We start from the raw sequence: 13,917 nt of genomic DNA, 5'->3' as shown, positions 1-13,917 counted from the left end.
GACCGCCCGTGAATGGGGCACGCCCCGGCACGACGATCGCAGCTCATTAAAACGCGTGGCTCAACCACGACCGCCCATTCGGGCGGTCGTCTCAAGTCCCAGATTTCGGGTTCCAAGCTGAGCACCGGCGGCGTGCTGACCGGCCCGCCGGAACTCGGAACGCTCTCCTCGAGGAGTTCCTCCTATGCGATTCACACTCCGGGCCGGCGGGTTCGCCGTCGTCGCGGCGCTGGCCGCAACAGTGGCGCTGCTACACCCTGAGGTCCGGCCCGAGGCCGGGGCGGCGCGCGCCGCCCAACCGGCGGCCGACTTGCCTGCGGACCTCGCACTGGTCCCCGCCGACGCCACCGGCTTCGTCCACGTCCGGCTTGCGGATCTGTGGAAGAACGAGGTGATGGAGGGGTTCCGCAAAACGTGGGAGAAGGCCGGGCCGAAAGCGCTGGCCGAACTCGACCGGCAGTTCGTCCCGGCCCCGTCCACGATCTCGCGCGGCACCGCGTTCGTCCTGATCGACGACAAGAAGCGGCCGCACGCGGTCGGGGTGCTGGCGTTCTCCGCCGCGTTCGACCCGGCGAAGGTGCTGAAGACGTACCTGCCCAACCACACCACCGAGAAGGTGAACGGGAAGACCGTGTACCGCAGCCCCGACATGCCGGTCGATCTCTATTTCCCGGACGACAAGCACATCGTGATCGGGTCCGAGGGCTCGCTGGACGCGTACCTCGCCAAGGCCCCCGCGAAGGACGGCCCGATGGCTCACGCGCTCAAGCTGGCCGCCTCGCCCGCGAAGGCGGTGGTCGCGTCCGCGGACCTCTCCGCGCTGCCGATCCCGCCCGACTCCTTCAAGGACGTGCCCCCCGAAGCCCTGCCGATCCTCAAGGCCAAGCAACTGACACTGGCCGTCGACCTCGGCAAGGACGCGCGGTTCGACGTGCGGGCCGGGTACGCCGACGACGCCGCGGCGCGGGAAGCCGAAAAGGCCGTCAAGGCGCTCGCGGACCTGGGCCGCAAGGAGCTGGCGAAGACCAAAAAGGAACTCGAAGAGAAGTTCTACGACCCGAAGATCAAGACCCCGCGCGGCCCCGAAGAGTTGCCGGAGGCGCTCGCCGCCGTGTTCGCGCTGGGCGCCATCGAGCGGCTGGACGAAACGCTCACCGACCCGAAGCTGATCGCCCGCGATAAGGCGGAGCTGGCCGTCGCGGTGCCGCTCCCGAAAGAGGTGCTCGTCACCCTGAGCGGCATGTCGGCGTTCGGCGCGGCAGCGGTGGCACCGGCGGTGGGCAAGGTGCGCACCGCCGCCGCCCGCACGCAGAGCCAGAACAACCTGAAACAGCTCATGCTGGCGATCCACAGCTACCACGACGCCAACGGGCACCTGCCGCAGGACATCGTGGACAAGAACGGCAAGCCGATCCTGAGCTGGCGGGTGGCGATCCTGCCGTACATCGAGCAAAACAACCTGTACAACAAGTTCAAGCTGGACGAGCCCTGGGACAGTGCGAACAACAAGCAGTGGTCGCAGGTGCGCATCAGGGTGTTCACGTCGCCCAGCGCAACGCTGCCGGCGAATCTTGAGTGGGGGACGACCAACTACCGCGGGATCAGCGGCCCGGGCGCGGCGTTCGACCCGACCGCCAAGATGAAGCTCACGTTCGCCCACTTCACCGACGGCCTGTCGAACACCATCGCGCTGATCGAGACGGAGGACTCGGTACCGTGGGCCAAGCCGGACGACTTCCCGTTCGACCCGAAAAAGCCGCTGCCGAAGATCGTGCCCCCGGGCGGCCAGAAGGTGTTCCAGGTCGGCATGGGCGACGGCTCGGTGCGTGCGATCAGCACGACCATCGACGAGAAGACGCTGAAGGCCGCGTTCACCCGCAACGGCGGCGAGGTGATCGACATCGACAAGGGTAAGTGAGTCCGGCAGATCGAAACCGCGGATCGAAAGGCGCAGCCTTTCGATCCGCAGGCGGCTGCGCCCGAACGGTCGGATCACTTCCGGTCCGCGGACGGACGTTTCGCCGCCCGCAGGTCCCACGCCAGAATTTCGGCGTCCGTCGCCCCCGAGAACAACCGACCGTCCGGCCCGAACGTCAGGGCCGTTACCCACTCGCGCGGCCCCGGGAACTCGCCGCTCAACTGCCACGTCCCCGCGTCCCACAACTGGATCGTGCCGTCCGCCACCGCGACCGCCAGCGCCTTACCGTCCGGTGCGAACGCGACCGCGGTGATCTCGATCGGCAGCGACGCGACCCGCCGCCCCGTCGCCACCTCCCACACGAACACGTGACCGGCGCGCGGTCTCCGCTCCCACTTGAACGGGTAGGGCGGTTCGCCGGTGACGAGGTACTTGCCGTCGGGAGAGAACGCGACTGCTCCGATGCGATCCGTGTGACCCGACAGGTCGTGCAACTTCTTTCCTGTCTCGGTGTCCCAAAGTCGAACCGCGTAAACGGCAGACGCGCTCGAATGACTGCTGTAGGTGGCATCCGCGAATATCTTCCCGTTCGGTGATAGGGCCGAGCACGAAGTGCCGTGCGGTTGCTCTTTCTCGTCAGCGAGAAACGATCGCACCAGTTTACCGGTCGCCACGTCCCAAAACCGCGTGCCTGTGCCCCAACTGCCGGACGTAACGAGTGCCTTGCTATCGGCCGTGAAACATACGCGGCTGATCCCGCCTTTGATCCCGTCGAACCGTTCAACGAACGCACCGGCCGTCAAGTCAAATGTTCGCAATCGGCTGCCGGTGAGCGTACGCCCCGGAAGCGAAGGCTTGGTGAACGTTGCGGTCTTGTCGGCTTCGAGCCAGACGAGCAAGTGTCCGTCTGGGCTCACAGCCGATCTGGAGCCCCAACCGACGCTCAGGCGCGGCACGTACTTACCGGACCGGGCGTTCCAAACGTGGGCCGCGCCGGCGAGTTCGCGGGCGACGATCCGCGAGCCGTCGGGCGCTACGGCAATGGACTCGATCTGACTGTTCGGGCCTTCGGGGGTGAGGGCCTTACCCGTGGTTGTGTCCCAGCGGTAAATGGCGTTCGCAACGGCCCCGACGAGTACCCCGCCGTCCGGCGCGAATCGGAGCCCAATGGCCGTCCGGTCGATCGTGAGCGCCTCCTTACCGGTGGCGACCTCGAAGAGTCGAGTGGTGCCATCACCCGAGAACGAATCGAAGCCCGGGGAATAGGAGCTACCGGACGCGGCCAGTGTCTTGCCGTCCAGCGAAAAGGCAACCGATCGCACGCGCGCAGTATTCGGGAACGGAAGCTGCAACCGCTCTTTGCCGGTGGCGGCCTCGAAGAGTGTCACCGTGACCTTACCATTTTCGCCGTCGCCCCCGACGGCCACGGTGGCCCCGTCGGGGGAAAACGCCACGCAGCGAATCTTGCCCTTTCCGAACCATAGCCGGTGCTGTTCTTTTCCCGTCTCCGCGTTCCACAGCCGGGCGAAGTACACGCCCTTATCCTGCTCCTCTCCACCTCCGACCATGCGTTTACCGTCGGGCGAGAACGCAGCCGCATGAACGAGCTGGTTGTGGGGGAACGTGTGAGATACCTGAACGGATTCGAATTCTGCAGTCTTCACCGGATCGACCAACACTAGCGCGTTCCCGTCGCCCGCAGCAATCAGCACATGCGTGCAGTCCGGCGCGAACACGAGCAACTTGGAGGTTCGGAACGTGAAGTCTCGCGTTTTGACACCCGGCGCCGGCACCACGTAGTTGATGCGCGTCTTTTCTTTGCCGGTAGCCGCGTCGTGGAGCCGAAGGGTGCCGTTCTGGTTCGTTGCCAACGTTCTTCCATCAGGCGACACTGCCACCGCCGTAAAGAATCGGTCGCCGTTCCAGCCTTCGAGGGTGAACAGCGCGCGACCGGTGTTCAGGTCGTAAGCCCGGTGTGCGCCGTTGGGATACCTGTCGCTGCTGGCAACCGCGAATTTGCCGTCGGCGGACACGCACAGCTCGCTAATTTCCGTCGGGTGGCGGAACCGGGTCGAGCCGAACCGCCCTGTCGCACCGGTCGGGAGCGGATCGTCGGGCACCAGAACCGTCTTCGGCGGCACTTTCACGGGGCCGGCCGGCGGCAAGGGCTGAGCGGCCCGTTCTTCCATCAGGGCGAACACACCGGCCGTCACGGCTGTCACAAAACAAGCCGCAAGAACAGCAGGCGGGAGCAGCCGACGCATACCGGCTGCGGCCAGCGCAGCTACCGCGGGCGATGCGGACCGCGCCCACGGGGCCAACGCCGATGCAACAGTTCGGGCGAGGAGATCAGCCGGGACGGTGACCGCGGCGAGCGGGGCGAGCAGCACCGCCGACGGCGCCAGCCCTCGGGCCGCCAACCGGACCGCGAGCTTCTGGCGCCCGCGCTCGAGCCTCCCTTTCACCGACCCGGGCGACCACCCGAGGCGCTGGGCGGCTTCTTCCCGCGACAGTCCCTGCACACAGCACAGCAGTATCGGTAACCGCAACCGCTCAGGGAGTCGCGCGAGTTCGTCGTCGACCACCCGCACAAGCTCGCGTCCCGTAATCTCGGCAAGCGGGTCGCGTTCGAATGCTGCGTCCGCGGGTTCGGCATTCTCGGCCGTGTTAGACCGGAATTCCTGCGCACGGACCTTTCGGGCCAGTCGAAGAGCAACCGTGTAGAGCCAGTTGGTCAAAGCCGGGCGCCCGCCGAGCCTTGCGGCGGATCGGGCCAGGGCCAGGAACGTGGCCTGGAACACGTCCTCGCACCGGTGCCGATCGGCCAGTTGCCGGCGCGCGACTCCGAACACCAGCGGGCCATATCGGCGGACCAGGATCGCGAATGCGTCCTGGTCACGTTCCCGAACGTACCGGTCCAGCAGTTCCGGGTCGCCGTGGTGAGCGCCGTGTGGGGACGGAAGCAGTCGAACGACGTGGGTCAGGTTCGCGTCGGAACTCATGGACGCCCCCGGGTCGGAAGTACCAATTTACCGGAGTACTTCTCCCACCGCGGGTGGCGGCACACGAATTCTCCGAATTGCCGGCCTCACCGCCCGACCACTTCCGAACGTGGTCATAAGCCCGTGAATAGGAACTCGATCCCGCGCCCGGTTTCGCAGCCGAAGCGGGCTTGCAGGCGCCCCCCCGACGGGGCGTTTAAAGCGAGTGGCGATGACTCGCCGAACCATCCTCCCCTATTCGATCCGTGGTGCCAATACAAGCACCCTGCGAAAGGTGGCAAACGAACCCGGTGACGCACGTTGTGCTGCGCCTGCGCTCACTTACCACCTTTCTTCGCGTCCGCTTCAGCACTCGCCAGTTCGGCCTCCGCGTCCAATCGGGCGACCTTCGCTTCCAAATAATCGCCTTTCAGTCCATGACCGCTGACTGCCATGACCTTTGCGGCCAGCTTCTCGGACTCGGCGCACAGAGCCACCCGTTCTTTTAGCAGTTCGATCAGGGACGCTGATCCGCCACCCCGCCGCCGGATCAGATCGACTTCCGCCTCGATTCGAGCCGCTTTGGCTCGATGGGCCACAAGCCCGACGCTTCCGGTCCCCATTGCGAGTGCGGCATTCGCTTTGGTGTCGAATTTCCGGACGGCCGCCACCCACTGCTCGTGCCAGCGAACCGCGGCTGCGTGATCGCCCGCGGCCACAGCTTCGTCTGCCAGCCGCCGAACGGCAGCCGCAGCGGCTACGAAATCGCACTCACCAGTCGGGGCCTGGCGGAGCAGGAGTTCGACATGCTCCTGCCGAGCGGCGCGAGCGGCCGCCCGGCGCCCGGTGAGAGCGATCGGCTTATCCGAACCGACCGCCGAAGCCCCCACCGCACTGAAAAGGGTCACAACAAACAGGATCGCTCTCATTTCGGTTCCCCCTGCATTCGACCAAGCTGTCGGCACTGCCACCGCTGGCGCAACCGGTTCGGCCCGGTGCGGCTCGTTCAATTGGCCATCATGGTCACGTCTTCAACGAAGTCGCAAAGCTGGCACCGCAAGTTTGCTGTTTGGCGTTCGGCACTCTGCGTTTAGGATGTAAGCAACAGCCCACGACGCCACACCCGTACCGGGCGCTGCCCGAACAGAGTTTACTGCCTCGCACGTTCGCCCCGCCAGAGTGGCGTTCCCGCCACTGAGCCGCCCACCATCAACCACCCCGCCTCCACTATGCACGTCCCACTTTCGCGCCGCGAGTTGCTGCTCCGCTCCGCCAACGGGTTCGGTGCCGCGGCGCTGGCCGCCCTCCTTGCTGATGACACGCGGGCGGCCGACGCCCGCGCCCCGGGCGCCGACCCGATGGCGCCCAAGAAGCCGCACTTCGCCCCCAAGGCCAAGTCGGTGATCTTCCTGTTCATGGACGGCGGGCCGAGCCAGATCGACACGTTCGACCCCAAGCCGGCGCTCGAGAAGTACCACGGCAAGCCGTTCCCCGGGAAGACGGAGCCGACCCAGTTCAACAACGTCGGCAACACGCTCGCCAGCCCGTGGAAGTTCAAGAAGTACGGCCAGAGCGGGCTACCCGTCAGCGACCTGTTCCCGCACGTCGGCGCGTGCGCGGACGACCTCGCGGTGATCCGCTCGATGGTCGCGAACTTCTCCGAACACACCAACGCCAACTATTTCTGGCACAGCGGTTCCGGGCTCCAGGGGCGCCCGAGTTTCGGCGCCTGGGCGACCTACGGGCTCGGCAGCGAGTGCCGCGACCTGCCGGGTTTCGTCGTGCTGGGCAGCGGTATGATCCCGCCGGGCGGCGCGGACTGCTTCGGCAACGGGTTCTTGCCCGCAACGTACCAGGGGTCGGTGTTCAAACACGGCCCGCAGCCCGTTGCGGACATAGCCCCACCGACCGAGAGCGCGAAAACACAGAAGGCGAAGCGCGACCTGCTCCGCAAGCTCGACGCCGGGACGAAAGAGAAGTACGGCGACGCGGACCCGCTCGACGCGGCGATCGCTAACTACGAACTCGCATTCCGGATGCAGACGGCCGTACCCGAACTTACAGACCTCTCGAAGGAAACGACAGAAACGCAAAAGCTGTACGGCATTGACGACAAGAAGACCGAAGTGTTCGGCCGGCAGTGCCTCCTCGCCCGACGGCTCGTTCAGCGCGGCGTGCGATTCGTCGAGTTGCTGTGTCAGAACCTGGGGCACGACCGCTGGGACCAGCACGCGAACCTCAAAAAGGGCCACGAGGATAACGCCCGAGCGGTGGACAAGCCCATCGCCGGGTTGTTGACCGATCTGAAGCGGTTGGGCCTGCTAAACGAGACCCTGGTGATCTGGGGCGGCGAGTTCGGGCGCACCCCGATGGCGCAAGGGACCGACGGTCGGGACCACAACCCGTTCGGGTTCTCGATGTGGATGGCCGGCGGCGGTACGAAGGGCGGAACGGTGGTCGGCGCGACGGACGATTTCGGCTACCACGCGGTTCAGGACAAGGTGCAGGTCCACGACCTGCACGCCACCGCGCTGCACCTGCTCGGATTCGATCACAAGAAGCTGACGTACCGGTTCGGAGGCCGTGACATGCGGCTCACCGATGTTCACGGCGAGCTGATCGAGAAGGTTCTTTAGGACAGCAGGATTAGCCACAAAAAAGCACAAAGGAAAACCGAAGACAAAGACAGAAGAGAGTTGGCCACAAAAAAGCACAAAGGGCACAAAAGAAAACCGAAGACGAAGAGAAGTGTTTTGAACGCACTCTTTTGTCTTCGGTTTTCTTTTGTGCCCTTTGTGCTTTTTTGTGGCCGATCTTCTTGGCTTATTTCCCTGTGCTGAAGTCGACCCGGACCACCTCGCCCGGGCTGCCGGTGACCTCGCGCGTCACCTCAACCGTTTGCCCGCGCTCGATCCACCGCGCGGTCACGGTGTACCGGTACGGTTGGCCCGCTTCGAGCGGCGGCGACTCGAAGATGCGGTCGGTACCGGTCTGCGCGGTCTTCTGCCCGTCAACGAGCACCTCGGCGGTCGGTTGCGGCACCTTCACCGAGAGCACCAGGCACGCGGTCTGGCGTGCAATCGGCGCGGCCGGCACGGTCTCGACGTAAGCGGGCGCCGAACCGACCCGCTCGACCGTCGGGTACACGGACACGTTCGGACGGCGGGGGCGAGGTGACGCGGCGTAAATGCCGATCCACCCGTACCCACCGATCCCCGGGGCCGCCCGGTAGTTCCGCACGAGGTCGTTGTTGCCGAACACGCCCGGGATCGGGCCGTACACCGGCACCGGTGGGCCGTACGCGCTCAGCCCGTTGGTCCACTGGTTGCCGATCCGTCCCGGGAAGCCGTAATAGCCGGGGTACCCCGGGTAGCCGTACCCGAAGCCCGGAGAGCCGAACCCCGAGTACACCCCGATGTTGGGGCCGAGCGGTTCGTAGTTCGTGAACAGACTGTTGTAGTACCGCGGGAACACCGGGTACCCGACGAACGGCCCGCCGTACAGCCCCGGGTAGCCCCACGGGGGCGCGACCCGCGGCCCATACGGGTAGCCGTGAACGGTTTTCTTGTCCGCAAGCAGAACGTGCTGCGCCTGTCCGAGCGCCGGAGCGCAAGCGCACACCGCGACCGCCAACCCGAACGCGCGAAGTGTCATGATGTCGGTCCCTCCGGGGTCTTCCATCTAAACGCATCGACCCGCCGGGTGAGCGGCGCTCACCCGGCGGGTCGGATCGTGTTCAAAAGGGTGACCGGGGAGCGGGCTAAGGCCGCGGACCCGGTGCGGCAGGAGCGGTCGTCGGAACCGCCCCACCCGGCGGGGTCGTTACGATCGGCGGACTCGCGCGCGAAACGAGCGGCTGCACGGCGATCACGGCACGGGCCTCACCGAGCCGCCCATCGGGCGTGTGGCCGGCGACCACGATGCGGTACCCGCGGGCGTCTCCGAGTGCGAAGTTCAGCACCGCCTTGCCGTCCGCGGGCAGCACAACCACCGGTTGCCACAGAATCGTGTCCGGCGACTCGCCGGCGTCCGCCAGCGCCGCGGCCACCGGCCGCGGTTGGGCGTACTCGCGCACCACCAAGGGCGGAAGTACGGGCACCGCGCCGCGGATCTGCCGCAGTGCGAGGGCCTCGATCTTCTCAGGCGTGAACAGCGGGGTGTTGTACGCCTGGGTGGTGAAGCTGTCTGGCCCGGCCGCCGGTGCCGCGCGGTTACCGGACATCGCGTCGAGCGCTTCGGTGAGCTTCCGCTGCCGCTCGTGAGCGAACCGGTTCGCTTCGGCGGTGGCCTTCTGGAGTTGAACGACGGCCCAGTCAGAACTCGGCCGCGATCGGGACCGTCCCTGGAGGTCCGGTTCGGACCGCGCAAGATCGGCGGCCGTAACAGCGGACGGGCGGATCGGCGCCCACCCCATCTCGGTGGGACCGGCGGGGCCGCCAGAAGCCGCCTTCATCATCTTTGGGGCGGCGAGCGGCGCCACAGGTTCCGGTACGGCGGCCGGCGCGAACCGCTCGTGCGCCCGTCCCGCGGGCGGCGCAACCGCTGGGGCCTTTGGAGGCGGGATCGGAGTTGGAGCCTGCGCGAGATTCGGCTGGCGCAGCCCGCCCGGTCCGGCCGGAGCCGGCAGCGCGGCAGCTCCAAATCCCCCGCCACCGGCGGCACCACCAGAGAGCTTCGCGCCCCCTTCCGTTTTTCCGTCCCACGCCACACCCGACGCCGCGCTGGCCATGTTCTGAACTTCCGGTGCGCGCTTCAGGCGCGGGGCCGGCGCGATCGCGGGCTCGGCTCGCTCGGCACGTGGCGCCCAGGCGTCGGCGGTCGCTGGCTCCGGCGTGGCCGCACTTCGATCGCCCCGGACCTCGGTGTCCCACCCGGCCGCAATAACGAGAAACGCCGCGAGCCCGAACGAACCGACCGTGCTGAAGCCGAGCGGCAGCCGTGCCCGCGGGCGGGTCAGTGACGCCCCGCCACACAGCAGCGCCAGCGCCGCGAACCCGGCCACCCCGTACCACGCCCCCGACCGGAGCCGCTCCACCGACTCACGGGCCGCGCCGGTCCGGCGCTCCTGCTCCGCCGCGGCACGGCGAACGGCCGATTCGGACGCTTGCGCCTGCCGGATGTCGCTCTGATCGCGGTCGCGCTCGTGGGTCTGATCGATCGCCGCCCGCGCCTTTGTTACGGCCTGAACCGCCGCCTCGTACAGCGGCGCGTAGGTGTCCGCGAGCCGGCGCGCTTCGAGCGCCACGGCAGGTTCCGCCAAAACGGCGTGCTGCCCGTTCTGAACCAGTAGCCGCGCCAAATCGGGCCCGCCCGGCAGTAAGGGAGTCGGCTGCAACCCGGCCCTACCCGCGGCCAGCACGAGCGGGCTCTGTTCGGCGAACCGGCGCCATCCCTGCGTGCCGAGCACCAGGTCGAGCGCCTCGCGCGCCTTCGGGTGGTCGGTGAGCAGGAAGTCGGCGTACTCCAGGTCTTCGGGGCTCTGCACGTCCCCCGCCAGGAGGAAGTGCGTCGGCAGCGCCCGGTCCTTCGCGCCCGGTGCAACCCCGGTGTTGATCACCGCGGCCCACAGCACCGCCGCGGCCGGGTTGTTCTTCTCGTCGGTCGCCGCCACCGCGCACGCCACCGGCGCACCGGGCACGAACGCCCTCGCCTCGGGCGACGAAACCGCGAGGGACAGGTTGAGCACCTCCCCCGGGCGGCGGAACACGAGCCGCTCCGCGACCGGCTTCAGGTCCGGACGGTCGGGGTCGTTCTTCGCGTCCACTTCCTCGAAGGCGGTGACCCGGACCACCCCGCCGCGCGGGTCGGAGCCGGCCATCAGCTTCGCCTCGGTGAGCTGCCCGGGCTCGGCGAGCACCTTCTGCGTGTCCGCGAGCCGCCCGCGCACGTAGGCGCCGACCACCAGCGTCCGCGGTTGCCCCACGGAATACAGATGCACCTTGATCGGCTGCCCGGGCTCGGTGATCGTGTCCGGAACGCTCATCACCACGCCGTCGAGCCGCGCGTCGGGCAGCCTGAAGCCGGTGCGTCCGGCAACCGCCGCGGCTCCGCCGGCGACCGCCACCTCTGCTACCTTCACCGGCGCCCCAGCGAGGAGGGGCGCGTACACCCCGTGCGGCGCGTCCAGCTTCAGCCAAGTGGGCACGCCCGCCTGCGGGGTGAACGTGAACGACGCCAGCCCGCGGTTCGCGCCCTGCTCGGCCGCGTCCCGCAGCGTGGTCACGGTGGCCAGCGTCTGCCGCCCGTCGGTGACGACGCCGCTGATGTCCACCGGTTGGCCCGCGGGGGTCGTCGCCCGCACGTACACCCGGCACGGCACGCCCGCAACGATGGCGTCACCGCCCTCGGGAAAGAACTCGACGTGGAGCCGCCGGCTGACGACCGGGACGCGGTCCGCCACGGACTCGACCCCGTCCGCTGAGCGGAACGTGACCTTCACCCGCACGTCCCCGTCGAGCACCTCGTCGGGCAGGGCGAACCGGAGCTTCGCGCGGCCGAGCGCGTCGGTGGTGTGCGCCGCCTCGACCCCGGGGACCGGGACGCCGTCCGCGGTGACGACCACTCCGACCACTTCGGCCCCCACGACCGGCTGGTCCAGCGTCTTCAGTTCCGCCCACGCCTCGACCAGATCGCCGGAGGCGAACGACCGCGCGCCGGAGTACCCGAGTTGCTTCGCGAACAGGTCCCGCGTGCCGGACCGGACTTTGACCGTGCGGGTCACCGGCACCGGCAGCGTCACCGTCCCGCCCGGGCCAGTCGGCACCTCGCGCAGCACCAGCGTGTATTCGCCGTCGGCGAGATCCGGGGGCAGCACGAACTCGCCGCACCCCACCCCGCGGACCGGTTGCCCGACGGGGGTACGCACCACCTCGACCTTTCCGCCCGCGTGCCCGACTCGCACCAGCCCGGTGGTCCCGGTGGCGACCGCCACGGGCGCGACCCGCGCGTTCGGGTTGGTGCCGGCGATCAGCTCGTAGCGCAGGGCCTGCTCGGTCGCCGGCGGCTTGAGCGTGACGCGGTCGAGCGTGAGCGAGCGGAAGAACAGCCGCTCCCCGGGGCGGTACACCGGCTTATCGGTCGTCAGGAGGGTGGTGAAAACCGGCCCGGCGAGGCGAATCTCTTGCAGCGCCGTGCGGGCCTGAGTCTTCTCGTCCACCTCGGCGACGACGAGGGTGAGTTCGGCGTCGGGCTTCAACTTCGTCCACACGCTCGCGGGAAGCCGGATCGGGTGCTGGTTGCCGCGCTTCTCGTGGTCGAGCGGCTGGGTGAACACGACTGCGTCACTCGCGCGGACCTCGGCGACGAGCCGGGAGCGGCGCGCGGACCCGTCGCGCTCGTCGCGGACGACGAGCAGGAAGTCGTTCGGCGCGCCCGGCTGAACGGTCGCGGGCTTGAGCACGTTCACGTTGAGTTTGCGGGTGAAGGCGGCCTGCGCGACGGCCTTCTGCTCGGCGAGCCACCGGTCGAGCAGCGCGACGCGGGCCTGTTCGGCGGTCGCGAGCCGCATCTCGGCGTCACCGAGGCGGGCGGTGCGGGCGTGTTTCACCTCTTCAACGGCGCGGGCGGCGGCAGCGACCTCGCGGTCGGCGGCTTCGGCCGCCCGGCCCTCCTCGGCGGCGGTGCGGAAGGTGTTCAGAACCGGAACAACCGTACTTGGAACCGCGAGCAGTACGGCGGCGGCGACGACCCACGGGACCACGGCGGCGACACGCCACCCGCCCTTCCCTTCTCCGGCACCGCCCGGGACCGACGGGTACGCCGGAGCGGTGACGGGGCGCGGCTCGCTCTTCTGTACCGGGGGCGGTGTGAAGAGGGTGTCGGGGAACGTCGTCTTGGCGGCGCGGGCGATCAGCCCCTGAACGCGGGCGGTCTCGGCGCGGGCGCCTGCGCACGCGGGGCAGCCGGCGAGGTGCGTATCGACCGCCGCGGCCTCGTCACGGTCGAGGAGGTCGTACAGGTGATCGAGCAGCAGGGTTTGACAGTGTTCGCAGTTCATCGTCTCGTCCCCTTCCCCTCGCCGGGGTTGGCGGTCGGCGGGAAGGTTGTTGAGGGCGCCGGCCCGGAGCCGGCGGGCGGTCGTGCGTTCGTACTCCCGTGATCCGTCACGAACAGGGTTCGTCCTCGGCGGCGTGCGGGTTGAGCACCTTGCGCAGTTTGATGAGCGCGGTGCGCATCTGGGTCTTCACGGTGCCCACCGGGGCGCAGCGGATCTCGGCGATCTGCTCATAGGTTAGATCGCCGTTCTGCCGCAGGAGAAACACTTCTTTCTCGTCCTGCCGCAGTTGCGTGATGGCGCGCCGGAGCCGGTCGAGAGCCTCTTGCTCTTCGGCCGCCTGGCCCGGCGCGTCGCCCCGGGCGGGTAACATGAGGTCGTCCTCCGGGAGCGGGCGGCTCTTCCGGTTCCACGCGCTCCGCTGGAAGTCCTTGGCGGCGTTGAGCGCGACGCGGAAGATCCAGGCCCGCAGGTTCTGCACGTCCGGCACCGAGTCGCGGGCCCGCCAGCACTTCAGGAACGCCTCCTGCGCGGCGTCCTGGGCGTCGTCGCTGTTGCCGAGGAGGTACATCAGCGTGCTGACGAGTTCGTCGCGCACCTGGTTGAAGGTGGCCACGAGCGCGTCGTCCCCGGGCCGGGTCGCGTCCGGGTCAGGGAGCGAACCGAGCGGGATCGCGTCCGGGGCGGGTTCCGTCCCCGCGAGCGGCTGCGTGATCGGTGGCGCGCCGGGTTTGGCCATATCCTCCTACCAACAACGACGACGGCCAGCTCGGCACCGATTGTCGCACGTCCCAGAAAGACGCGAATGAGTGGCAATCCACGCATGGTATCGCCGCCCGCCGCGGAGCGGCAAGCGGAAACGAAAGGCCGTCCCGGCCGCGCGTCTGTCGGACGCTTGCCCCAACCTGCAATCCGTTTCCGTCTTGCCGCCGGGCCGGCGCGCGGCTATTAGCCGCGTCGCACTGCGCACTGAACTTTGGGCGTCCGGGCCGCGGGGGGATCGCGGCGCCGCGCCCGCGCGCCGC

7 protein-coding genes are annotated in these 13,917 nt (G+C 68.4%); 2 read left to right on the top strand and 5 right to left on the bottom strand.

Translation table 11 applies throughout. The features are described from left to right. Positions 1–184: 184 nt before the first annotated feature. Positions 185–1,918 carry a DUF1559 domain-containing protein gene (locus tag GobsT_RS10580; protein WP_010046215.1) on the top strand — a complete coding sequence of 578 codons (1,734 nt, stop codon included), beginning with the start codon at positions 185–187 and terminating at the stop codon, positions 1,916–1,918. Between the two features lie 74 nt (positions 1,919–1,992). Here GobsT_RS10580 and GobsT_RS10575 read toward each other — a convergent pair whose 3' ends face one another. Together GobsT_RS10575 and GobsT_RS10570 are read right to left on the bottom strand one after the other, a co-directional pair. After that, complete coding sequence (locus GobsT_RS10575) at positions 1,993–4,920, bottom strand: sigma-70 family RNA polymerase sigma factor (RefSeq protein WP_010046217.1); 2,928 nt, start codon at positions 4,918–4,920, stop codon at positions 1,993–1,995. 317 nt (positions 4,921–5,237) lie between these two features. Further along, on the bottom strand, positions 5,238–5,828 hold the full coding sequence (locus GobsT_RS10570; protein WP_010046218.1) for a hypothetical protein: 591 nt from the start codon (positions 5,826–5,828) through the stop codon (positions 5,238–5,240). Positions 5,829–6,128: 300 nt separating this feature from the next. Here GobsT_RS10570 and GobsT_RS10565 point away from each other — a divergent pair, with 300 nt between their 5' ends. Beyond that, positions 6,129–7,535, top strand: coding sequence for a DUF1501 domain-containing protein (locus GobsT_RS10565; RefSeq protein WP_010046220.1), 1,407 nt, complete (start codon positions 6,129–6,131; stop codon positions 7,533–7,535). A gap of 187 nt (positions 7,536–7,722) precedes the next feature. Here the strand turns inward: GobsT_RS10565 and GobsT_RS10560 are convergent, their stop codons facing one another. The 3 genes from GobsT_RS10560 to GobsT_RS10550 form a co-directional block, all read right to left on the bottom strand. Beyond that, positions 7,723–8,580, bottom strand: a complete 858-nt coding sequence (locus GobsT_RS10560) for a TIGR03000 domain-containing protein (RefSeq protein ID WP_010053834.1) — start codon at positions 8,578–8,580, stop codon at positions 7,723–7,725. A gap of 79 nt (positions 8,581–8,659) precedes the next feature. Beyond that, positions 8,660–12,895, bottom strand: a complete 4,236-nt coding sequence (locus tag GobsT_RS10555) for a zf-HC2 domain-containing protein (RefSeq protein ID WP_010049346.1) — start codon at positions 12,893–12,895, stop codon at positions 8,660–8,662. 106 nt (positions 12,896–13,001) lie between these two features. Then, positions 13,002–13,631 (bottom strand): RNA polymerase sigma factor, encoded by a 630-nt coding sequence (locus tag GobsT_RS10550; protein ID WP_010049347.1) that lies wholly within the window; start codon positions 13,629–13,631, stop codon positions 13,002–13,004. Positions 13,632–13,917: the final 286 nt, after the last annotated feature.

It is taken from the genome of Gemmata obscuriglobus, assembly GCF_008065095.1.
Classification (GTDB): domain Bacteria; phylum Planctomycetota; class Planctomycetia; order Gemmatales; family Gemmataceae; genus Gemmata; species Gemmata obscuriglobus.
The sequence above is the reverse complement of the archived record's forward strand: the minus strand, read 5'-3'. Positions and strand labels throughout refer to the sequence as shown.

Coding starts and splice junctions, on each gene's coding strand:
- GobsT_RS10570 (WP_010046218.1), bottom strand. CDS start 5,828: ATGAGAGCGATCCTGTTTGTTGTGACCCTTTTCAGTGCGGTGGGGGCT.
- GobsT_RS10560 (WP_010053834.1), bottom strand. CDS start 8,580: ATGGAAGACCCCGGAGGGACCGACATCATGACACTTCGCGCGTTCGGG.
- GobsT_RS10550 (WP_010049347.1), bottom strand. CDS start 13,631: ATGGCCAAACCCGGCGCGCCACCGATCACGCAGCCGCTCGCGGGGACG.
- GobsT_RS10565 (WP_010046220.1), top strand. CDS start 6,129: ATGCACGTCCCACTTTCGCGCCGCGAGTTGCTGCTCCGCTCCGCCAAC.
- GobsT_RS10575 (WP_010046217.1), bottom strand. CDS start 4,920: ATGAGTTCCGACGCGAACCTGACCCACGTCGTTCGACTGCTTCCGTCC.
- GobsT_RS10555 (WP_010049346.1), bottom strand. CDS start 12,895: ATGAACTGCGAACACTGTCAAACCCTGCTGCTCGATCACCTGTACGAC.
- GobsT_RS10580 (WP_010046215.1), top strand. CDS start 185: ATGCGATTCACACTCCGGGCCGGCGGGTTCGCCGTCGTCGCGGCGCTG.